This window comes from Pseudomonas triclosanedens, assembly GCF_026686735.1.
In the GTDB taxonomy this organism is placed as follows: Bacteria; Pseudomonadota; Gammaproteobacteria; order Pseudomonadales; family Pseudomonadaceae; genus Pseudomonas; species Pseudomonas triclosanedens.
The window spans coordinates 1,610,747-1,630,973 of sequence record NZ_CP113432.1 but is presented as its reverse complement, the minus strand read 5'-3'; the positions used below and the strand labels follow the sequence as shown (position 1 = coordinate 1,630,973).

Sequence of the window (20,227 nt, the reverse complement as noted above, 5' to 3'; positions counted from 1 at the left end):
GCGATGCCAGTGGCATGCCACTATGACAAAGGGGGCCAACCGGCCCCCTTTGTCTACTACATCACGACTGGATCACTGACGCGTGATCTTGATTTCCACGCGACGGTTCTCGGCACGCCCTTCCTTGGTCTTGTTGTCCGCGACCGGCTGGCTCTCGCCATAGCCTTCGACCGACTTGATGCTGCTGGCGGGAACGCCGGCATCCACCAGATAGTTCGCTACCGCGTGAGCGCGGCGCTCGGACAGTTTCTGGTTGTAGGCATCAGTACCGATGCTGTCGGTGTGACCGGAAATGTTCAGCTCGGTGGTGGCGGCTTCACCCTTCAGGCGAGTGGCGATGGTGTCGAGCTTGTCTTTGTCCTGCGCATCGACTTTCGACGAGTCGAAGGCGAAGTGCAGGTCACGCACGACGATGGTTTCTTCCTTGGGTAGCGGCGCCGGTGCAGGCTCCGGAGCCGGAGCGGGCGGCACGACGGCCACTTGTTCTTCAGCACCATGCACCCAGCAGTAGGACGCTCCCAGCACACCACCAATCAAGGCACCCCAACCTGCCCAGGCGCTGCTTTCCGTGGCGCCCAGACCAGCGCCGCCGACACCGCCAACCACTGCGCAAGTCGGCCAGTCGGATTTCTGCAACCCTGCGCAACCGGTGAGCAACGTGCTTACCAGTAGCAGGGGTAAAGCGGTCCTTGTGATGCTCATAAATTCATCTCTCCTCTAATGATCGGGTCTTGACCGACAATTACCGAGTAAAGACGGCACTGACAGAATGCGCCAGCACTAGGCCATAAGGGTGTCACACGCTAGTCTTCGCGCATCTGCCATCGTTTTCGACGAGACCCATGATTTCATCACGTACACCGCAACAAGCCCTCGCCGCCCTGCTCGACCGCTACCAGCCGCAACGCCTGCTGCTGGTGGGCGCCAGCCAGATCCCGACGGTGGACGCGTTCCTTGCGGCACATCCGGATTGCGAACTGTCGCACGCACCGGCAGGAGAGTTGCCGTCGGACCTGGCCGCGCGCCGCTATGACCTCGCCCTGCTGGCGGATTGCCTGGAGCACCTGCCGCGCCGCGAAGCGCAACATCTGGTGGGCGGCATCCGCAACCTCAACAGCAGCCGCGTAGCCGTGCTGGTCGACCTCGAAGCAGCCCAGGCGGAAGACACTGACTTCTACGCCCTGGCCATGCAGGCCAGCGAGCGATTCCAGCGCGATGAGCAGGTCATCACTCTGTTCACTTACGATCTTCACGAATACAAGCAGGTCCCGGACTGGCTCAATGCCAAGTTCTGGGCCAACCCGGAAAACTTCGGCAAGTACTGGTGGTGACCATGATCGAACCGACCTGCCCCTGCGGAAGCGGTCGTCCGCTACCCGACTGCTGCGGACGGCTACACGCCGGCCAGAGCGCAGCCACTGCCGAGGCGCTGATGCGCTCGCGCTACAGCGCCTATGCGCTCGGCCTCGTCGACTACCTGCGCGACACCACGCTGCCAGCCCAGCAGGCCGGCCTGGACCTGGACGCGATCCGCGCCTGGAGCCTGGGCAGCACCTGGCTGGGCCTGGAAGTGGAAAGCCATGAAGTACTCGGCGGCCAGCCGGAACATGCACGCGTTACCTTCATCGCACGCTGGCACGACGGTACTGGCGAACACAGCCATCGCGAGTGCTCCGGGTTCGTCCAGCGCGGCGGACGCTGGTACTTCCTCGATCCCACCGTGCCGATGAAACTCGGTCGCAACGACCCATGCCCCTGCGGCTCTGGCGGCAAGCTGAAGAAGTGCTGCGGCCCTTGGATCGAATGACAGCCTGGCGCCCGCCCCTTGGGCGCACCGGCGCTCTGGGCTAGAATCCGCGCTTTTTCCCGGGGCGCGCCTGAATGCCGCACCGGCGCCCTTGCGGAACTTCGCCATGCTGCTGACCGTTCTCTACATCATCGCCATCACCGCCGAAGCAATGACTGGCGCCCTGTCCGCCGGTCGCCGCAGCATGGACCTGTTCGGCGTGGTGCTGGTGGCCTGCGTGACGGCACTGGGCGGCGGCTCGGTTCGCGACATGCTGCTGGGGCACTACCCGCTGACCTGGGTGCGCCATCCGGAGTACCTGGCGCTCACCGCCGCAGCGGCGCTGGTGACAGTGTTCATCGCACCGCTGATGCGCCACCTGCGCTCGCTGTTCCTCGCGCTCGACGCCGTGGGCCTGGTGGCATTCACCCTGATCGGCTGCCAGGTCAGCCTGGAGATGGGTCACAGCCTGCTGATCGCGGCGGTCAGCGGCGTGATCACCGGGGTATTCGGCGGCATCCTGCGGGACATCTTCTGCAACGACGTACCGCTGATCTTCCGCCGCGAACTGTATGCCAGCGTCTCCTTCGCCAGCGCCTGGTGCTACCTGATCTGCCTGCAGATCGACGTACCGAAGGAACAGGCCATGCTGATCACACTGTCGGCCGGCTTCCTGTTCCGCATGCTGGCGATCCGCTTCCGCTGGGAAATGCCCAAGTTCGTCTACAAGGACGACCCGCACCAGGGCGACTGATCACTCCGCCAGCTTCAGATGGCTAGTGTCCGGCGCAGGGCCTGCCGGAGCAGCCTTTGCCTGGCCCATGTCGCTGCCGACCGGCGCCAGGCTGAACTGACTCAGATCCACCCTGGGCGCCTGAGCCTCGGCCTTCTCGTCCTGCAGGTCCGCCCCAACCGGCGCGAGGCCGAAATCCGGCGCCTCGACATCGGCGAACGCCGCCATGTACTCGTCGCGCGGAGCGACCTTCAGGCCTCCCGGAGCCGCTACCGTTGCCGGCTGCACAGGGGCAGCAGGTGCCGCGGGCGGCGGTGGCGCCAACTCGATCTCCTCGATCTGCGCATCCATGTCCACCACCTCGACCACCGCACCGGCGCGTTCGATCACGCTGCGGTACTTCTCGGCCGACGCTTCGTCCAGGTTGTTCTTGATCACCATCCGGCGGCCCGAGAACAGCAGTTCGATGCGCTGCGCATCGGCCTGGAACAGTTTCGCCAGGTTGGCCTTCACGGTATCCAGTTGCCCCCCCGGGACAATCTGCCCCGAGAACGCGATCTCATAGCGGCTCATTATCACTCTCCTGTGTTAACCCGCCGGTTACATTCGGCCAGTATGGTGCAGCTTCTTTTAACGTAACAACAACTTGCAGCCGAGCAGGTGCTTGGTACACTGGGGCGTCTTGGGGGATAGACATGAATTATCAGGCGCAAATGATAAGAATTCTTAGCCTGTTCTGGTTGTTCAGCCTAGTGTCGGGTTGCAGCTGGATGGCAGGCGATTTCGTACAACCAGAAGTGAAGCTGGTGAAGGTTGACGTCGTCAAAGCACGCCTGCTGGAACAGGAGTTCACCCTGTACTTCCAGATCGACAACCCGAACGACTTCAGCCTTCCGGTACGCGGCCTGGCATACAAGATCAAGCTCAATGATGTCGAGCTCGCCGAGGGCGAGTCGAGCACCTGGTTCACAGTCCCCGCAAATGGCCATGAAAACTTCCAGATCCCAGTGACCACCAACCTGTGGCGGCACATGAAGTACATCGTCAAGCTGCTGGAAGACCCCGACAAGCCGATCCGCTACCGCCTGGATGGCGAAGTGAAGACCGGCCTGCTGTTCGGCAGAAGCGTGCACATCGCCCGCAATGGCGAGATAATTCCCGGCGATTTCATCCCCGAGTGAGCTTCATCATGAGCCAGGAACCCCACGTACACGGTCCGAACTGCAATCACGACCATGACCACGACCATCACGACCACGGCCATGTGCACGGTCCGCACTGCAGTCACAGCCACGAGCCGGCGCGTAATCCGCTGAAGGACGTGGGCCGCAACGACCCATGCCCCTGCGGCAGCGGCAGCAAGTTCAAGAAGTGCCACGGCGCCTGACCGAAGCCCGCCAGCATCTTCCGAAGGCCCGCCCAGCGCGGGCCTTCTGCTATCCGGCCAGACTATTGGCCAGTGCCTGAAATTCCCGCCGCGCGCGGCTTGCGCGGCATCCCCTGGCTCACTAACGTAGCGCCTTTCCACTCCACGCGATTTCTGTGCAGGAGCACACTCACATGGCCCCGCGAGCCTTCCGCCAGCTTCCCCGCTTCGGCCTTGCCGCCACCCTCAGCGCCGCAGTCAGTCTTACCGGCTGCCAGAGCTGGCTGAACGACCGCTATTCCGACAGCCTGCCCCCAACCACCGGGGTGCAGCCGATCAAGGGGCTGGCCGACAACGTGTCGATCCGCCGCAACTCGCTGGGCATGCCGCTGATCGAGTCCAGCAACTTCCACGACGCGCTGTTCACCCTGGGCTACGTCCACGCCAGCGACCGCATCAGCCAGATGGTCGGCCTGCGCCTGATGGCCCAGGGCAGGCTGTCGGAGATGGTCGGCCCCGGCGCGCTGGAAACCGACCGGTTCATGCGCACAGTGAATCTGAAGAAGGCCGCCGACGCGCTCTACGCTGGCTCCTCGCCACGCATCAAGCGCTTCTTCGAGACCTACGCGCGTGGCGTCAACGCCTACCTGTACCGCTATCGCGACAAGCTGCCGATGGACCTCGCCGAGTCCGGCTATCGCCCCGAATACTGGAAGCCGGAAGACTCCGCGCTGGTCTTCAGCCTGCTCAACTTCGGCCTGGCGGTGAACCTGCAGGAAGAGATCGCGTCGCTGGTGCTCGCTCAGAAGGTCGGGGTCGACAAACTGCCGTGGCTGACGCCCATCTATCCGGACGAACCGCTGCCGTTCGAGGAAGCAGACAAGCTCAAGGGCTTGCGCCTGGACGGCAGGATCGCCGGCCTCGATGCCCTGGATCGCGCCGCCGGCCAGGTCGCCGCGCTGCAGATGATGGGCGTCGCCGCCTCCAACAATTGGGCCATCGCCCCGCAGCGCAGCCGCAGTGGCAAGAGCATTCTCGCCAACGACACCCACCTGCCGCTGTCCATGCCGTCTGTGTGGAACTACGTGCAGATACGCTCGCCGAAGTTCAGCGCCGCGGGCGTCTCCATCGCTGGGGTGCCAGGCGTGGTAGCTGGCTTCAACGGCAAGCTGGCCTGGGGCATGACGATGGTCATGGGCGATAACCAGGACCTCTTCCTCGAGCAGGTGAAGCGCCAGGGCAACAAGCTCTACTATCTGGCCGACGGCCAGTGGAAGCCGGCCATCGAGCGCAACGAAACCTTCTTCATCAAGGGACGCAGCCCGGTTCGCGAGACGATCTACGAGACCCGCCACGGCCCGCTGCTCAACAGTGCGCTGGGCGAGCGCAAGCACGAACTGCAACCGCTGCCGCTGTCCAGTGGCTACGGCATCGCCTACCAGAGCATCCAGGCGGAGTCCGACCGCACCCTGGACGCCTTCTTCGACCTTTCCCGAGCCAAGAACGTCGAGCAGGCCTTCGACGCCACCCGCGACGTACGCGCGATGGCGCTGAACATCCTGTTCGCCGACGAAAAGGACATCGGCTGGCAGGTCACCGGGCGCTTCCCCAACCGCAAGGAAGGACGCGGCCTGCTGCCCTCTCCCGGCTGGGATGGCCGCTACGACTGGGATGGCTACGCCGACCCGATCCTGCATCCGTCCGACCAGGACCCGGCGCAAGGCTGGCTCGGCACCGCCAACCACCGCACCGTGCAGCCTGGCTATGGTGCACAGCTCTCCAGTTCCTGGTACTACCCGGAGCGCTACGAGCGCATCGCGCAACTGGCCGGTGCGAGCAAGAGCCACGACTACCGCAGCATGATCGCCATGCAGTACGACCAGACCACGCCCTTCGCCGGCAAACTGCAGGCGATGCTGGACGCCCCGGGCATGGCGCAGCCGCTGAAGAAGGCCATCGACGCCCTCCCCGCCGACCAGCGTGCCCGAGCCCGCGAAGCGCTGGACCGACTGATGGCCTTCGACGGCAAGCTCTCGCCAACCTCCGGCGATGCCGCGCTGTACGAAGCCTTCCTGCAGGAAAGCAGTAAGCAGATCTTCCTCGACGAGCTCGGCCCGGAAGACAGCCCGTCGTGGAAAGCCTTCGTGGAGAACGCCAACCTCTCCTACTCGGCCCAGGCCGACCATCTGCTCGGCCGCGACGACAGTCCATTCTGGGACGACACCCGTACCCCGCAGAAGGAAGACAAGCCAGCGATCCTCGCCCGCAGCCTCGCCGCAGCCACGGCCCTCTGCGAACAGAAGCTGGGCAGCGATCGCCGCGCCTGGCAATGGGGCAAGCTGCATACCTACGAATGGGTCAGCGACAGCACCAAGATGGCACCCAACCTGAGCGCCGGCGAGCGCGCCAGTCTGGGCGCGATCAAGGGCTACCTCGACCGCGGCCCGTACCCGGCCGGCGGTGACCACAGCACCCTGAACGTCTCTGCCTACCACTGGGGTTCGGACTTCGATACCTGGCTGATCCCGGCCATGCGCATCATCGTCGACTTCGGCCAGAGCGAGCCGATGATCGGCCTCAACAGCAGCGGCCAGTCCGGCAACCCGGCCAGCCCGCACTATGCCGATGGCATCGATGCCTGGCTGAAGGGCAACTACATGACCTTCCCCTTCCAGTCGCAGAATCTGGAGAAGGTCTACGGCGTGAGACGCCTGACGCTGGTGCCGCAAAAGTAATCGGCTGAATTTTTTCCAGGAGCGGGAACTTGTTTCCCGCACCGGAAGTCAGAACTGTCGACTTACTCCATGATCATTTTCGGGCACCCCTTGGGTGCCTTTCTTTTTTCCCGCCTCACCTGCGCTGTACTCCCTTTCCGCAAGAAATTCCCCGGCACGCACTCCCACATCCAATTCACCTGGAGTCTTCGTCATGTCCGAATCCCTTTTCGTCCTCACCGGCGGCCCCGGCGCCGGCAAGAGCACGCTGCTCGAACACCTGCATCGCCAAAGCGGCCTGAACATCGTCGAAGAAGGTGGCCGCTCGATCATTCGCCAGGAAATTGCCCTCGGCGGCGATGCACTGCCCTGGGCGAACCGTGCGGCCTTCTGCCAGAAGATGTTCGAACATGCACTGGAAAGCCGGGACCAGGCGTTGAAGGCCGGCGGAATCTGGCTGTTCGACCGGGGCCTGCCGGATGTACTCGGCTATGCGCGCCTTTGCGGCCTTGCAGCCTCAGTGGAGCTACTGCGCGCGGCGCAAGAACTGCGCCACGCCCGGACGGTCTTCCTCGCCCCGCCGTGGGAAGCCATTTATTGCAATGACACGGAACGCCGCCAGGATTTCGCCGAGGCGCAGAGAACGGCGACGGTGATGCGCGCGGTCTACGAGGAGCTGGGCTATCGAGTCGTGGAATTGCCGCTGGAGAGCCTGGAGGCGCGAGCGGAATTTCTTCTGGCACGGCTGGGCGTATAGGCGCCTGAGCAGAGGCGCTTTCGCAGGGGATGCCCTCACCGTCAGGCAGGCAATAAAAAACCGGGCCACGGCCCGGTTTTGGTCTGCGCGGGAAGATCAGGCCTTCGGCAGGGTAACCCCAGTCTGCCCTTGGTACTTGCCGCCGCGATCGCGATAGGAAACCTCGCAGGCTTCGTCAGACTGCAGGAACAGCATCTGCGCAACGCCCTCGTTGGCGTAGATCTTCGCCGGCAGGTTGGTGGTGTTGGAGAACTCCAGGGTCACGTGTCCTTCCCACTCCGGCTCCAGAGGGGTCACGTTGACGATGATGCCACAGCGCGCGTAGGTGCTCTTGCCCAGGCAGATGGTCAGCACATCGCGCGGAATGCGGAAGTACTCCACGGTGCGGGCCAGGGCAAAGGAGTTCGGCGGAATGATGCAGACATCGCTATTGATGTCCACAAAGCTCTTCTCGTCGAAGTTCTTCGGATCGACCACCGCCGAGTGGATGTTGGTGAAGACCTTGAATTCAGCGGCGCAGCGCACGTCGTAGCCGTAGCTGGAAACACCGTAGGAAATCACCCGGCTGTCATCGGCACCGCGAATCTGGCGCTCGACGAACGGCTCGATCATGCCGTGTTCCTGAGCCATGCGGCGAATCCACTTGTCCGATTTGATGCTCATGGCGGGTGTCCTGTGAGGCGGTTGAAAAAAGAAGGCGAATCTTACCGGGGCAGGCCCTTCGCGGCAAAGGGCCGGCGGTCACACCCGGAAGCTCATCTGCAAGAGTGATCTCAGTCGTCGCTGATCGAGATGCTCGGCATGGCTGGCGCCGCCTTCTCGCTCAGGGCGATGCGCGCACCAACGCTGCGGGCCATTTCCTGGTAGATCATCGCGAGCTGGCTTTGCGGGTCGGCAATGACGGTCGGCTTGCCGCCGTCGGCCTGCATGCGGATGGCCATCGACAGCGGCAGCGAGGCCAACAGGTCGACTCCATACTGCGCGGCCAGCTTCTCACCGCCCCCCTCGCCGAACAGATGCTCGGCATGGCCGCAATTGGAGCAGATGTGCACCGCCATGTTCTCCACCACGCCCAATACCGGGATGTTGACCTTGCGGAACATCTCCACGCCTTTCTTGGCATCCAGCAGTGCCAGGTCCTGCGGGGTGGTGACGATCACCGCACCGGCCACCGGGACTTTCTGCGCAAGGGTCAACTGGATGTCACCGGTGCCCGGCGGCATGTCGATGACCAGGTAATCCAGGTCGTTCCAGGCGGTCTGGGTGATCAGTTGCAGCAGCGCGCCGGAGACCATCGGGCCACGCCAGACCACCGGGGTGTTGTCGTCAGTCAGGAAGGCCATCGACATGACCTCGACACCGTAGGCTTCCAGCGGGATGAACCACTTCTGCTCGCGGATCTTCGGCCGGGTGCCTTCGGCGATGCCGAACATGATGCCCTGGCTGGGACCATAAATGTCCGCATCCAGGATGCCGACCCTGGCACCTTCGCGGGCCAGCGCCAGCGCGAGGTTGGCAGCGGTGGTGGACTTGCCCACGCCCCCCTTGCCGGAAGCCACGGCAATGATGTTCTTCACGTTGCTCATCCCCGGCACCTGCGCCTGCGCCTTGTGCGCGGCGATGCGGGTTTCGACCTTCACCTGCGCCGACGCAACGCCGTCCTGGGCCTCCAGCGCCATCTGCACGGTCTGCGCCAGGCCGTTCTTGAACAGACCTGCGGCATAACCCAGCTCCAGCGTAAGGGCGATTCGCCCAGCCTGGATGTCGAGGTCGCGCAGATAGCCGGCTTCCAGCAGGTTCTGGCCGGTGTGGGGATCGATGATCTGGCGGAGGACGGTCTCCACCGTGGCATGGGTGACGGCGCTCATGGCTACTCCCGATGAAAGACTGAGCAGGATAGGCGGGCATCTTACGCCTCTCGCCGCGCCGTTGCTCGCGCTCATCGGCCGCAAGGTGCCCGACGCCTACTGCCAGGCGGCATACGGATGAAAAAATTGGTTCGGCCCTATATAGTTGCCGACTTCCCTCGTTTTTCCGGAACGGCCGATCATCATGTCCGAAGCCCGCAAGATCCTCGTCACCAGCGCCCTGCCCTACGCCAATGGTTCGATCCACCTGGGTCACATGCTGGAGTACATCCAGACCGACATCTGGGTGCGTTTCCAGAAGATGCGTGGCAACCAGGCGGTGTATGTGTGCGCGGACGACGCCCACGGTTCGGCCATCATGCTGCGTGCCGAGCGCGAAGGCATCACCTCGGAGCAGTTGATCGACGGCGTGCGCGCCGAGCACATGGCCGACTTTTCCGACTTCATGGTCGACTTCGACAACTACCACTCGACCCACTCGGAAGAGAACCGCGAGCTGTCCTCGGCCATCTACCTGAAGCTGCGCGAAGCTGGCCACATCGCGACCCGTCCGGTGACCCAGTACTTCGACCCGGAAAAGCAGATGTTCCTGGCCGACCGCTTCATCAAGGGCACCTGCCCCAAGTGCGGCACCGCCGACCAGTACGGCGACAACTGCGAAGCCTGCGGCGCGACCTACTCGCCCACCGAACTGAAGGACCCGAAATCGGCGATCTCCGGTGCTACTCCAGTACTCAAGGAGTCGCTGCACTACTTCTTCAAGCTGCCTGACTTCCAGGCAATGCTGCAGCAGTGGACCCGCAGTGGCACCCTGCAGGACTCGGTGGCCAACAAGCTCGCCGAGTGGCTGGACGCCGGCCTGCAGGAGTGGGACATCTCCCGCGATGCGCCCTACTTCGGCTTCGAGATTCCCGACGCACCGGGCAAGTACTTCTATGTCTGGCTGGACGCGCCGATCGGCTACATGGCCAGCTTCAAGAACCTCTGCGTGCGCCGCCCGGAGCTGGACTTCGACACCTACTGGAAACAGGGTTCCGACGCTGAGCTGTACCACTTCATCGGCAAGGATATCGTCAACTTCCACGCTCTGTTCTGGCCGGCCATGCTCGAAGGCGCCGGTTACCGCAAGCCGACCGCGCTGAACGTGCATGGCTACCTGACCGTCAACGGCCAGAAGATGTCCAAGTCGCGCGGCACCTTCGTCAAGGCGCGCACCTACCTGGACCACCTGGACCCGGAATACCTGCGCTACTACTACGCCTCCAAGCTGGGCCGCGGCGTCGACGACCTCGACCTGAACCTCGAAGACTTCGTGCAGAAGGTCAACTCCGACCTGGTGGGCAAGGTCGTCAACATCGCCAGCCGCTGCGCCGGCTTCATTCACAAGGGCAACGCCGGTGTGCTGGTCGACGCCAACCCGGCGCCGGAGCTGGTGGAAGCTTTCAGGAACTCAGCGCCGAGCATCGCCGCCGCCTACGAGGCCCGCGACTTCGGCCGCGCCATGCGCGAAATCATGGCCCTGGCCGACCAGGCCAATGCCTGGATCGCCGACAGGGCACCGTGGTCGCTGAACAAGCAGGAAGGCAAGCAGGACGAGGTGCAGGCTATCTGTGCCCTGGGCGTCAACCTGTTCCGTCAGTTGGTAATCTTCCTCAAGCCCGTGCTGCCGAAACTGGCCAAAGCCGCCGAAACCTTCCTCAACGTCGCCCCGCTGAAGTGGAGCGACCACGAGCAACTGCTGGCCAATCACCAACTGAACCCGTTCAACCCCCTGATGACCCGTATCGAACCCGCGAAAATCGAAGCCATGATCGAAGCCTCCAAGGAAGACCTCGCCGCCGCCAACAAGCCCGCCGGTAACGGCGAGCTGACCAAGGATCCGCTGGCCGCGGAGATCAACTTCGACGCCTTCGCCGCCGTCGACCTGCGCATCGCTCTGATCGAGAAGTGCGAGTTCGTCGAAGGTGCCGACAAGCTGCTGCGCCTGTCCCTGGATATCGGCGACGAGAAGCGCAACGTGTTCTCCGGTATCAAGAGCGCCTATCCGGACCCGAGCAAGCTCGAAGGCCGCCTGACCCTCTATGTGGCCAACCTGGCCCCGCGCAAGATGAAGTTCGGCGTGTCCGAAGGCATGGTCCTGGCGGCAGGCCCCGGCGGTGAAGAAATCTACCTGCTGAGCCCCGACAGCGGCGCCAAGCCGGGACAGCGCGTCAAGTAAACCCGCCCGCCCCCCGAAAACGCCGGCACATCGCCGGCGTTTTCGTGTGCGATGACCGTCACACCCGTTCGCGCCGGACAATCGCTAGACTGGCCGCCCTCCGAAGGACTCAACGCTCGCGCGAGGAACTGCCGATGGCCTCCTGCTGTGACTTTCCGATCATCCGGCCATGAAGAAATCCAATATCGTCTTCACCGCCCTGCTAAGTGGGGGCGTGCTCTACAGCGTCCTGCACCACAACCCCGTTTACCGTGACCTCTACGCCAACCGCGAAGACTGTCTGAAGGACTGGGGCTCTACTCCCAACGCCTGCGAACCTGAGCCCGGCAACGGCTCCAGCGGCGGCTACTACGGCGGCTACCGAGGGCCGACCTACGAGGAAGGCTCGCGGCCCGGGACCGCGCAGAACCACAAGGTGCAATCGCGCCAGCTCGTCACCCGCGGCGGTTTCGGCTCCTCCGGCGCACGCTTCTCCGGAGGCGGCTGATGCGCCGCCTAGCCGTCGAACCCCGCGCAAACTGGCGGGAACGTTGCGAAGCGGTCGGCTTCACCTTCCATAGCATCGATGGGCGCTACTGGGACGAATCGGTCGCCTACGAATTCAGCCTCGAACAGATCGAGACGCTGGAAGCCGCCAGCGAAGACCTCCACCAACGCTACCTGGAGTGCGTCGACTGGGTAGTCCGTACCGGCCATTTCGAGCCATTCCACCTGCCGCCGGGCGCCCGCGAAGAGATCATCCGCTCATGGCGGCGGCAGGACCCGAGCCTGTATGGCCGCTTCGATTTCTCCTGGAACGGCCAGGGGCAGCCGAAAATGCTGGAGTACAACGCCGACACGCCCACCGGCCTGCTGGAAGCCAGCGTGGTGCAATGGCAGTGGCTCAACGACGTCGACCCGCAAGCCGACCAGTTCAACTCGCTGCATGAGAAACTGGTCGAACGCTGGAAGGCCCTCGCCCCTTCGGGGCTGGTGCACTTCACCGCCATCGACGGCCACGAAGAGGACACCGGCAACCTGCTGTATCTGCTGGATACCGCGCACCAGGCCGGTATCCAGACACGTTACGTCCCCCTCGAACTCATCGGCCATCACGCGGCGCGCGGCACCTTCATCGACCAGTACGAACAGGACATCCGCCACTGCTTCAAGCTCTACCCCTGGGAATGGCTGCTGCAGGATGACTTCGGCCAGCATGTCGAGCGCAGCGGTACCCGCTTCCTGGAGCCGGCATGGAAGCTGCTGATGTCCAGCAAGGCCATGCTGCCGATCCTCTGGAAGCTCAACCCAGGCCATCCCAACCTGCTGCCGGCCAGCTACCGCGACGACCTGCCCGGGCGACTACGTGCGCAAGCCGCTGTATTCCCGCGAGGGCGAAAACATCCGCATCGTCGCCGAGCACCTGCAAATGGAAAGCGATGGCCCGCACCACGATGCGCCCTGCATCTACCAGGGCTATGCACCGCTGGCCGAATACGACGGCAACCATGCGGTACTGGGCTGCTGGGTCATCGACGGCCAGGCCGCCGGCCTGGGCATCCGCGAGGACGCGAGCCCCATCACCCGCGACAGCAGCCGCTTCGTCCCCCACTATTTCGTCTGAGAACCCGCCATGAACCTGCTCCAGACCCTGCCCGACTTCCTCGCCTACTTCGCCTCGGCCATCGGCCTGTTCGGCCTGTTCACCAGCCTCTACGTGCGCCTGACGCCCTATGCGGAAATCCAGTTGATCCGCCAGGGCAACATCAGCGCCGCAGTGGCGCTGATCGGAACCCTGATGGGCTTTGCTCTGCCGCTGGCCAGCGCCATCGCACATAGCGTGAGCCTCATCGACATGCTCACCTGGGGAGGCATCGCCATGCTCGTGCAGATGCTGGTGTTCCTCGGCTTGTCGCGCCTGGTACCGGAGTTGGAGGACGGTATCGCCGGCAACACCCTCGCCCACGGCGTGCTCCTCGGCGGTGCCTCGCTGTGCGTGGGTCTGCTGAATGCGGCGTGCATGGTCTACTGATGCCCTTGCGCACCGGCAAAGCCGGTGGCCGCCCCACCGGCTTCTTCGTTGCTCCCGCCACGACCGCTAACCGCAGATGCTGACGTATCCGGGCCGCCAGCCGGCGCCTGCACTACCCTTAGAATCCAGGCGCACTCCCCCGGCTTGAGCCATGGTTTCGCCTTCCGGATAATGAGCGCCCTTTTCACCGCCCACTCGCTGCGCACGGTAGTTTCGATGACCGAACTCGCCCTCATCCTGGTCAGCGCCATCCTGGTGAACAACTTCGTGCTGGTGCAGTTCCTGGGGCTGTGCCCGTTCATGGGCGTATCGCGCAAGATCGAGACAGCCATCGGCCTGTCGCTGGCTACCACCTTCGTCCTGACCCTGGCTGCGATGTGCAGCTACATACTGCAGCGCTACGTGCTGCAGCCACTGGGCCTGGAGTTCCTGCGCACCATCGGTTTCATCCTGGTGATCGCCGTAGTGGTGCAGTTCACCGAACTGCTGGTGAAGAAAAGCAGCCCACTGCTGTACCGCGTGCTGGGCATCTTCCTTCCGCTGATCACCACCAACTGCATCGTGCTTGGCGTCGCACTGCTCAACGCCCACAAGGCGGACTACGGCTTCATCCAGTCCACTGCCCAGGGCTTCGGCGCGGGCCTGGGGTTCTCTCTGGTACTGGTGCTGTTCGCCGCCCTGCGTGAGCGCATCGCCATTGCCGATGTGCCCAAGCCGTTCCAGGGCGCGGCCATCGGCATGATCACCGCCGGCCTGATGTCGCTGGCGTTCATGGGCTTCACCGGGCTGCTCAAGCCATGACCAGCGTATTGCTGGCCATCGCCGTGCTGACGCTGCTCTGCCTGGCCAGCGGCGCCCTGCTCGGCTATGCGGCGGTACGCCTGCGAGTCAACGGCGATCCGGTGGCCGAGCAGATCAATGCGCTGTTACCGCAGACCCAGTGCGGCCAGTGCGGTTACGCCGGTTGCAGGCCATACGCCCAGGCCATCGCCGACGGCGACGCAATCAACAAATGCCCACCCGGTGGCGCCGCGACCATCACCGCCATCGCCGAACTGCTGGATGTCGAACCTCTGGCGCTGGACGCCGCGGAAGAACCCCCGCCGCGCGTCGCCTACATCCGCGAACCCGAGTGCATCGGCTGCACCAAGTGCATACAGGCCTGCCCGGTGGACGCCATCGTCGGCGCCGCCCGGCAGATGCACACCGTGATCGCCGATGAATGCACCGGTTGCGACCTGTGCCTGGAACCCTGCCCAGTGGATTGCATCGAAATGCGCGACCTGCCACCGGACATCGGCCAGTGGAAGTGGCCGCTGCCCAGCGCAGGGCTGATCGCCTCCGACCGGGAGCAAGCCGCATGAACGCGCAGGTCTGGGACTTCCCCGGCGGTATCCATCCAGCCGACAACAAGCGCCAGTCCACCGCCGCGCCAATTCAGCATCCGCCGCTACCCACCCGGCTGATCCTGCCGTTGGCGCAGCATATCGGCGAGCCGGCGCGCCCCTGCGTGGAAGTTGGCCAACGGGTGCTCAAGGGTCAGCTCATCGCCGAGCCCGGCAGCGCCATCAGCGCCGCGCTGCACGCGCCGACCTCAGGCATCGTGGCCGCCCTGGGTGAGCAGCCCTATCCGTACGCATCCGGGCTGCCCGCGCCAGCCATCGTGATCGACGCCGACGGCCACGACGAGTGGGCCACGCTGGAACCCTGCGCGAACTACGGGACCGTCACCGCCAGCGACCTGCTGGAACGCATCCGCCTCGCAGGAATCGCCGGCCTCGGTGGCGCAGGCTTCCCCACTGCGGCAAAACTGGCCACGCGCCCGCAGGACGACCTGCACACGCTGATCATCAACGCTGCCGAGTGCGAGCCGTACATCAGCGCGGATGACATGCTGATGCGCGAGCGCGCGCAGATGCTGGTGCAAGGCATCGACATCCTGATGCACATCCTGCAGCCGGAGCAGGTGCTGCTCGGCATCGAAGACAACAAGCCCGAGGCCCTGGCCGCCGTGCAGGCGGCGCTGGGCGAACGCAATGTCGCGCTGCGCTCGATTCCCACCAAGTATCCGTCCGGCGGCGAACGCCAACTGATCCAGGTGCTCACCGGCCGCGAGGTACCCTCCGGCGGCCTGCCGGCGGATATCGGCATGCTCTGCGTGAACGTCGGCACCGCCGTGGCAGTGGCCGATGCCATCCTGTACGGCAGACCGCTGATTTCCCGCGTCACGACGCTGACCGGCGCGGCCCTGGCCAATCCGGGCAACGTCGAAGCACTGATCGGTACGCCGGTTGGTGTACTGCTCGACTTCGCCGGACTCGACTCTTCGAAACTCGACCGCCTGATCATGGGCGGGCCGTTGATGGGTGTGAGCCTGCCTTCGCTCGACGTGCCACTGCTCAAGACCAGCAACTGTCTGCTTGCGCCCACCCGCGACGAACTGCCGCCGGCCCCACCGGCCATGCCGTGCATTCGCTGCGGCGACTGCGCGCAAGTCTGTCCCGCATCCCTGCTGCCGCAGCAGTTGCACTTCTTCGCGCTGGGCGAAAACCACGAACAACTGCATGCGCACAATCTGTTCGACTGCATCGAGTGCGGCGCCTGCGCCTACGTCTGTCCATCAAGCATTCCGCTGGTGCAGTACTACCGCGCGGCCAAGGCCGATATCCGCGAACTGGAGCGGCGTCAGTTGAAGGCCGATCAGTCCCGCCTGCGCTTCGAGCAACGCCAGGAGCGCCTGCGCCACGAAGAACAACGCCGCGCCGCCGAACGCCAGGCCCGCCAGGAACGAGCCGCCCGCCTGCGCGAAGAGGAGCTCGCTCCGGCCCAGACGGAGGCACTGGCGGCACAGGCGGTCATCGAGCGGGTGAAGTCCGAGAAATCCGTGGGCAACGCACCGGACCAGCTCAAACGGCTGAAGATCGAGGCAAGCATGGCCCAGGTTGCGCTGAAGAAAGCCGAAAGACAGCTCGCCAGCCACGACACCGGGCAGCTACGCGCCCAGGTCGCCGAGCTACGCGATCTGGCCGAACAAGCCAAGGCAGCGCTGGCCGCCGCCGAAGCCTGCGACAAGGCTGCCGCATCGCCGGCGGCACCGCTGCCAGTCGCCGACGACGGTGCCCTGAAAAAAGCCCGGATCGACGCTGCGATGGCCCGCGCTCGGTTGAAGAAATCCGAGAAAGCCTTCGGCGAGTCACCGACCGGCGAACAACGCGCCACCCTCGAATCCCTGCGTGAAGAGATCGAGCGTATCGAACAGCATCTCGCCGGGCTGCAAGCCGCCGCTCCCGCCCCGCCACAGGAATCGCCCAGCGAAGGTGTTCTGGCGCTGCGGCAGGCCAAGCAACACTACGTTGCCCAGCGCGATGCCTTGCGCGAGGCAGAGCGCAGTGGTGCCACCGAGGCGGACATGGCCAGGCTGCGTGTAGCGCTCGCCGACGCGGAAAGCGCACTGCACGCCGCAGAGGACGCCAGCGGCAAGGCGCCGCCGGAACTGGTACGCACCGACAAACGCCCGGTCAACGCAGCCATGCGCGCGGCCAAGACCGAACTGGCATACGCCCGCGCCGACCTGAAGAAACTCGAACGCGAAGGCGCCGACGATACCGTCCTGGCCACCGCCCAAGCCCGCTTGCAGGCGGCTGAGCGCGCCCTGGCCAACGCCTCCGGTGAGGAATGACATGAAGCTGCCCCGCATCACCTCACCTCATACCACTGGCGCCAACCGCACGCAGAAAATCATGCTCACCGTGCTGGCCGCCTGCGCGCCCGGTGCGCTGGCACTGATCGCGTTGTATGGCGTCGGTACGCTGTTCAATCTGCTCTGGTGCAGCCTCATCGCCCTTGCCACCGAGGCGATCATGCTCAGGCTGCGCGGCCGGCCGCTGGCCTTTTTCCTCAAGGACGGCAGTGCACTGGTCACGGCCGTGCTGCTGGCGCTCACCCTGCCGCCCTATGCGCCCTGGTGGCTGAGCCTGGTGGCGACGGCCTTCGCGCTCATCTTCGGCAAGCACCTGTATGGCGGCCTCGGGCAGAATCCGTTCAATCCGGCGATGCTAGGCTATGTCGTGGCCCTGGTGTCGTTCCCGCTATACATGAGCCAGTGGCCGGCCCCGGATAATGCACCCGGCCTGGTCGATGGGTTGCGGCAGATCTTCGGTATCTCCAGCCAGGCGCCGGATGCCTGGGTCGGCGCCACTGCGCTCGACGTGCTGCGCAACAACAACAGCCTGACGATGGAGGAACTGGCCAGCCAGTCTGCCGCCTTCGGGCATGTCGGCGGGCGCGGTGTGGAGCTGGTGAACCTGGCGTTCCTGGCTGGCGGCCTGTTCCTGCTCTGGCGCAAGCTGTTCACTTGGCACGCACCGGTGGGCATGCTCGGCGCCCTGCTCGTCATGAGTCTGGCGTTCTGGAACGGCACAGGCTCGGACTCCCACGGCTCTCCACTGCTGCATCTGTTCTCCGGCGCCACCATGCTCGGTGCGTTCTTCATCGTGACCGACCCGGTTTCCGGCGCCACCAGCAATCGCGGGCGACTGCTGTTCGGCATCGGCGTCGGCATGCTCACCTACATCATCCGCGCCTGGGGCGGTTACCCCGATGGCGTCGCGTTCGCCGTGCTGCTGATGAATCTCGCCGCACCAACCATCGACTACTACACGCGCCCGCGCACATACGGGCACAAGAAGCCCGAGCGCGGCTTCAAGCTGGGGGACTGAGATGAGCGATCTCTCGCAGGCCGCCCGCTCGATGCTGAAGAACGCCCTGGTGCTCGGCCTGTTCGCCGTGGTCACCGTCGGCGTTGTGGCGCTGGTCCACCAGTTCACCCGTGAGCGCATCGACATCGCCCAGCGCGAGGCGCGTGGTCGGGCCCTGCTGGAACTGCTGCCCGCCGGCAGCTACGACAACCACCCGCTGGACAGCCAGGTCGAGGTGTTCGATCCCAAGCTGCTTGGCCGCAACGAGCCCGCCGCCGCCTTCGTCGCCCGCCGCCAGGGTCAGGCTACCGCGATCATCCTCCAGGCTACTGCGCCGGACGGCTACAGCGGCTCGATCCAGCTACTGGTCGGCGTCAGCGTCGAGGGTCGTTTGCTCGGCGTACGCGTAGTCGCGCACAAGGAAACCCCGGGCCTGGGCGACAAGATAGAGCTGGGCAAGAGCGATTGGCTGCACGGTTTCGACGGCCGCTCGCTGGACAATCCGGGCGAGGCCGGCTGGCGTGTGAAGAAGGACGGCGGACAGTTCGACCAGTTCGCTGGCGCCACCGTCACCCCTCGAGCAGTGGTCAAGGCCACTCATCTGGCACTGCAATACTTCGATGCGCACAAGGCGCAGTTGCTGGCCCCCGCGGCCTCGGGAGACGCGCATGAGTGATCCGGGCTACCGCGAAATCGCCCTGCAGGGGCTGTGGAAAAACAATCCTGGGCTGGTGCAGTTGCTGGGGCTTTGCCCGCTGCTGGGCACCAGCAATTCGATGGTCAACGCGCTCGGGCTTGGCCTGGCCACAATGCTCGTACTGGCCTGCTCCAACGCCACGGTGGCGCTGATTCGCCGCGCCATCAGCGAGGCCGTGCGCCTGCCGGCGTTCGTGCTGATCATCGCGGCACTGACCACCTGCATCGAACTACTGATGCAGGCATGGACCTTCGAGCTGTATCAGGTTCTGGGCATCTTCATTCCGCTGATCACCACCAACTGTGTGATCCTAGGCCGCGCCGAAGCCTTTGCCTCGCGAACCGGTGTCGCCCGCGCAGCCTTCGATGGCCTGATGATGGGCGGCGGTTTCGCCCTGGTGCTGCTCGCCGTCGGCAGCGTGCGCGAGCTGCTCGGCCACGGTACCCTGCTGGCCGACATGAACCTGCTGTTCGGCCCGACGGCGGCCCATTGGAAGATCCAACCGTTCGCGCATTACCAGGGCTTCCTGCTGGCCATCCTGCCGCCCGGCGCCTTCCTGGTGCTGGGCCTGCTGATTGCGTTGAAGAACCGTATCGATGAAAGCCTGGCGGAACGCGCCAAGCCGCAAGCGGACGACGAACCCGCTCCCCAGCGGCAGCGTGTCCGCGTGACTGGAGTGATCGAATGAATGCTGCCAAGCGCGCGGAGATTTTCCGCCGTCTGCAAGAGGACAACCCCAACCCCGAGACCGAACTGGCCTACAGCACGCCATTCGAGCTGCTGATCGCGGTGGTGTTATCCGCCCAGGCCACCGACGTGGGCGTGAACAAGGCCACTGCGAAGCTCTATCCGGTCGCCAATACCCCGGAGGCCATCTATGCCCTGGGGGTCGAAGGGCTTTCGGAGTACATCAAGACCATCGGCCTCTACAACAGCAAGGCGAAGAACGTCATCGAGACCTGCCGCATCCTCATCGAGAAGCATGGCAGCCAGGTACCGGACAACCGCGAAGATCTCGAAGCCCTGCCCGGTGTCGGTCGCAAGACCGCCAACGTGGTGCTCAACACCGCTTTCCGGCAGCCGGCGATGGCTGTGGATACGCACATTTTCCGGGTTTCCAATCGCACCAACATCGCCCCGGGCCGCAATGTGCTGGAGGTGGAGCGCAAACTGCTCAAGTTCGTCCCCAGGGAATACCTGCTGGATGCGCACCACTGGCTGATCCTGCACGGCCGCTATGTATGCAAGGCGCGCAAGCCGCAATGCGGTAGTTGCCGCATCGAAGACCTTTGCGAATACAAGCACAAGACGTCTGACGATTGATTGCTATCGCGGAAAGCAGCCTGACCCATTGAAAAAATCTTTTTTACCGCTGGCCCC

Annotated in this window: 22 protein-coding genes and 1 pseudogene; 18 read left to right on the top strand and 5 right to left on the bottom strand. The window is 64.5% G+C overall.

Going from position 1 to position 20,227, the window contains the following annotated elements; genetic code table 11:
- Window positions 1–72: 72 nt before the first annotated feature.
- Complete coding sequence (locus OU419_RS07700) at window positions 73–702, bottom strand: OmpA family protein (RefSeq protein ID WP_254471598.1); 630 nt, start codon at window positions 700–702, stop codon at window positions 73–75.
- Window positions 703–842: 140 nt separating this feature from the next.
- On the opposite strand from OU419_RS07700, the gene OU419_RS07695 reads away from it, so the two are divergent.
- The 3 genes from OU419_RS07695 (at window position 843) to OU419_RS07685 (ending at window position 2,540) form a co-directional block, all read left to right on the top strand.
- The gene (locus OU419_RS07695) at window positions 843–1,331 is read left to right on the top strand and encodes a DUF6231 family protein (RefSeq protein ID WP_254471599.1); all 489 of its coding nucleotides are present in this window, start codon (window positions 843–845) and stop codon (window positions 1,329–1,331) included.
- Window positions 1,332–1,333: 2 nt separating this feature from the next.
- Complete coding sequence (locus OU419_RS07690) at window positions 1,334–1,807, top strand: YchJ family protein (RefSeq protein WP_254471600.1); 474 nt, start codon at window positions 1,334–1,336, stop codon at window positions 1,805–1,807.
- Window positions 1,808–1,913: 106 nt separating this feature from the next.
- Window positions 1,914–2,540 (top strand): trimeric intracellular cation channel family protein, encoded by a 627-nt coding sequence (locus OU419_RS07685; protein WP_254471601.1) that lies wholly within the window; start codon window positions 1,914–1,916, stop codon window positions 2,538–2,540.
- Here OU419_RS07685 and OU419_RS07680 read toward each other — a convergent pair whose 3' ends face one another.
- A complete protein-coding gene (locus OU419_RS07680; protein WP_254471602.1) occupies window positions 2,541–3,092 on the bottom strand; it encodes a hypothetical protein in 552 nt (183 codons plus the stop codon).
- A gap of 122 nt (window positions 3,093–3,214) precedes the next feature.
- Between OU419_RS07680 and OU419_RS07675 the strand changes: the two genes are divergently transcribed.
- From OU419_RS07675 to OU419_RS07665, 3 genes are all read left to right on the top strand, one after another.
- On the top strand, window positions 3,215–3,700 hold the full coding sequence (locus OU419_RS07675; RefSeq protein ID WP_254471603.1) for an LEA type 2 family protein: 486 nt from the start codon (window positions 3,215–3,217) through the stop codon (window positions 3,698–3,700).
- 8 nt (window positions 3,701–3,708) lie between these two features.
- Window positions 3,709–3,906: an SEC-C metal-binding domain-containing protein gene (locus OU419_RS07670; RefSeq protein ID WP_254471604.1), complete on the top strand. Its 198-nt coding sequence runs from the start codon at window positions 3,709–3,711 to the stop codon at window positions 3,904–3,906.
- Window positions 3,907–4,079: 173 nt separating this feature from the next.
- Window positions 4,080–6,620 (top strand): penicillin acylase family protein, encoded by a 2,541-nt coding sequence (locus OU419_RS07665; RefSeq protein ID WP_254471605.1) that lies wholly within the window; start codon window positions 4,080–4,082, stop codon window positions 6,618–6,620.
- A 48-nt stretch (window positions 6,621–6,668) separates the two neighbouring features.
- On the opposite strand, the gene OU419_RS07660 is transcribed toward OU419_RS07665, so the two are convergent.
- Window positions 6,669–6,815, bottom strand: a complete 147-nt coding sequence (locus OU419_RS07660; RefSeq protein ID WP_254500542.1) for a hypothetical protein — start codon at window positions 6,813–6,815, stop codon at window positions 6,669–6,671.
- On the opposite strand from OU419_RS07660, the gene OU419_RS07655 reads away from it, so the two are divergent.
- Complete coding sequence (locus OU419_RS07655; RefSeq protein WP_254471606.1) at window positions 6,814–7,356, top strand: AAA family ATPase; 543 nt, start codon at window positions 6,814–6,816, stop codon at window positions 7,354–7,356. The genes OU419_RS07660 and OU419_RS07655 overlap by 2 nt on opposite strands.
- A gap of 96 nt (window positions 7,357–7,452) precedes the next feature.
- Here OU419_RS07655 and dcd read toward each other — a convergent pair whose 3' ends face one another.
- Both dcd and apbC read right to left on the bottom strand, forming a co-directional pair.
- Complete coding sequence (gene dcd, locus OU419_RS07650) at window positions 7,453–8,019, bottom strand: dCTP deaminase (protein ID WP_254471607.1); 567 nt, start codon at window positions 8,017–8,019, stop codon at window positions 7,453–7,455.
- Window positions 8,020–8,129: 110 nt separating this feature from the next.
- Window positions 8,130–9,224 (bottom strand): iron-sulfur cluster carrier protein ApbC, encoded by a 1,095-nt coding sequence (gene apbC / locus OU419_RS07645; protein WP_254471608.1) that lies wholly within the window; start codon window positions 9,222–9,224, stop codon window positions 8,130–8,132.
- Between the two features lie 184 nt (window positions 9,225–9,408).
- Between apbC and metG the strand changes: the two genes are divergently transcribed.
- From metG to nth, 11 genes and pseudogenes are all read left to right on the top strand, one after another.
- The gene (gene metG, locus OU419_RS07640) at window positions 9,409–11,442 is read left to right on the top strand and encodes a methionine--tRNA ligase (protein ID WP_254471609.1); all 2,034 of its coding nucleotides are present in this window, start codon (window positions 9,409–9,411) and stop codon (window positions 11,440–11,442) included.
- A 169-nt stretch (window positions 11,443–11,611) separates the two neighbouring features.
- Complete coding sequence (locus tag OU419_RS07635) at window positions 11,612–11,929, top strand: hypothetical protein (RefSeq protein WP_254471610.1); 318 nt, start codon at window positions 11,612–11,614, stop codon at window positions 11,927–11,929.
- A pseudogene (locus OU419_RS28895) lies at window positions 11,929–13,045 on the top strand (glutathionylspermidine synthase family protein). The gene OU419_RS07635 and the pseudogene OU419_RS28895 overlap by 1 nt, the downstream one beginning before the upstream one ends.
- Window positions 13,046–13,054: 9 nt before the next feature.
- A complete protein-coding gene (locus OU419_RS07620) occupies window positions 13,055–13,453 on the top strand; it encodes a DUF350 domain-containing protein (protein WP_254471611.1) in 399 nt (132 codons plus the stop codon).
- Window positions 13,454–13,669: 216 nt separating this feature from the next.
- Complete coding sequence (gene rsxA / locus OU419_RS07615; protein ID WP_254471612.1) at window positions 13,670–14,254, top strand: electron transport complex subunit RsxA; 585 nt, start codon at window positions 13,670–13,672, stop codon at window positions 14,252–14,254.
- Entirely contained in the window at window positions 14,251–14,817 is a 567-nt protein-coding gene (rsxB, locus tag OU419_RS07610) for an electron transport complex subunit RsxB (RefSeq protein ID WP_254471613.1), read from the top strand. The genes rsxA and rsxB overlap by 4 nt, the downstream gene beginning before the upstream one ends.
- Window positions 14,814–17,132, top strand: a complete 2,319-nt coding sequence (gene rsxC / locus OU419_RS07605; protein WP_254471614.1) for an electron transport complex subunit RsxC — start codon at window positions 14,814–14,816, stop codon at window positions 17,130–17,132. Before rsxB ends, rsxC begins: the two co-directional genes overlap by 4 nt.
- Before the next feature lies 1 nt (window position 17,133).
- Window positions 17,134–18,171 (top strand): RnfABCDGE type electron transport complex subunit D, encoded by a 1,038-nt coding sequence (locus OU419_RS07600; protein ID WP_254471615.1) that lies wholly within the window; start codon window positions 17,134–17,136, stop codon window positions 18,169–18,171.
- A 1-nt stretch (window position 18,172) separates the two neighbouring features.
- A complete protein-coding gene (gene rsxG, locus OU419_RS07595) occupies window positions 18,173–18,826 on the top strand; it encodes an electron transport complex subunit RsxG (protein WP_254471616.1) in 654 nt (217 codons plus the stop codon).
- On the top strand, window positions 18,819–19,535 hold the full coding sequence (locus OU419_RS07590) for an electron transport complex subunit E (RefSeq protein WP_254471617.1): 717 nt from the start codon (window positions 18,819–18,821) through the stop codon (window positions 19,533–19,535). The genes rsxG and OU419_RS07590 overlap by 8 nt, the downstream gene beginning before the upstream one ends.
- A complete protein-coding gene (gene nth, locus OU419_RS07585; protein ID WP_254471618.1) occupies window positions 19,532–20,170 on the top strand; it encodes an endonuclease III in 639 nt (212 codons plus the stop codon). The genes OU419_RS07590 and nth overlap by 4 nt, the downstream gene beginning before the upstream one ends.
- Window positions 20,171–20,227 lie beyond the last annotated feature (57 nt).

Bases quoted from the DNA above. Each gene is read 5' to 3' on its own strand.
- OU419_RS07635 (WP_254471610.1), top strand. From the start codon at position 11,612: ATGAAGAAATCCAATATCGTCTTCACCGCCCTGCTAAGTGGGGGCGTG.
- rsxB (WP_254471613.1), top strand. From the start codon at position 14,251: ATGACCAGCGTATTGCTGGCCATCGCCGTGCTGACGCTGCTCTGCCTG.
- apbC (WP_254471608.1), bottom strand. From the start codon at position 9,224: ATGAGCGCCGTCACCCATGCCACGGTGGAGACCGTCCTCCGCCAGATC.
- OU419_RS07675 (WP_254471603.1), top strand. From the start codon at position 3,215: ATGAATTATCAGGCGCAAATGATAAGAATTCTTAGCCTGTTCTGGTTG.
- OU419_RS07680 (WP_254471602.1), bottom strand. From the start codon at position 3,092: ATGAGCCGCTATGAGATCGCGTTCTCGGGGCAGATTGTCCCGGGGGGG.
- dcd (WP_254471607.1), bottom strand. From the start codon at position 8,019: ATGAGCATCAAATCGGACAAGTGGATTCGCCGCATGGCTCAGGAACAC.
- OU419_RS07620 (WP_254471611.1), top strand. From the start codon at position 13,055: ATGAACCTGCTCCAGACCCTGCCCGACTTCCTCGCCTACTTCGCCTCG.
- OU419_RS07660 (WP_254500542.1), bottom strand. From the start codon at position 6,815: ATGACGAAGACTCCAGGTGAATTGGATGTGGGAGTGCGTGCCGGGGAA.
- OU419_RS07670 (WP_254471604.1), top strand. From the start codon at position 3,709: ATGAGCCAGGAACCCCACGTACACGGTCCGAACTGCAATCACGACCAT.
- OU419_RS07700 (WP_254471598.1), bottom strand. From the start codon at position 702: ATGAGCATCACAAGGACCGCTTTACCCCTGCTACTGGTAAGCACGTTG.
- nth (WP_254471618.1), top strand. From the start codon at position 19,532: ATGAATGCTGCCAAGCGCGCGGAGATTTTCCGCCGTCTGCAAGAGGAC.
- OU419_RS07655 (WP_254471606.1), top strand. From the start codon at position 6,814: ATGTCCGAATCCCTTTTCGTCCTCACCGGCGGCCCCGGCGCCGGCAAG.
- rsxA (WP_254471612.1), top strand. From the start codon at position 13,670: ATGACCGAACTCGCCCTCATCCTGGTCAGCGCCATCCTGGTGAACAAC.
- OU419_RS07690 (WP_254471600.1), top strand. From the start codon at position 1,334: ATGATCGAACCGACCTGCCCCTGCGGAAGCGGTCGTCCGCTACCCGAC.
- OU419_RS07685 (WP_254471601.1), top strand. From the start codon at position 1,914: ATGCTGCTGACCGTTCTCTACATCATCGCCATCACCGCCGAAGCAATG.
- metG (WP_254471609.1), top strand. From the start codon at position 9,409: ATGTCCGAAGCCCGCAAGATCCTCGTCACCAGCGCCCTGCCCTACGCC.
- OU419_RS07600 (WP_254471615.1), top strand. From the start codon at position 17,134: ATGAAGCTGCCCCGCATCACCTCACCTCATACCACTGGCGCCAACCGC.
- OU419_RS07665 (WP_254471605.1), top strand. From the start codon at position 4,080: ATGGCCCCGCGAGCCTTCCGCCAGCTTCCCCGCTTCGGCCTTGCCGCC.
- rsxC (WP_254471614.1), top strand. From the start codon at position 14,814: ATGAACGCGCAGGTCTGGGACTTCCCCGGCGGTATCCATCCAGCCGAC.
- OU419_RS07590 (WP_254471617.1), top strand. From the start codon at position 18,819: ATGAGTGATCCGGGCTACCGCGAAATCGCCCTGCAGGGGCTGTGGAAA.
- rsxG (WP_254471616.1), top strand. From the start codon at position 18,173: ATGAGCGATCTCTCGCAGGCCGCCCGCTCGATGCTGAAGAACGCCCTG.
- OU419_RS07695 (WP_254471599.1), top strand. From the start codon at position 843: ATGATTTCATCACGTACACCGCAACAAGCCCTCGCCGCCCTGCTCGAC.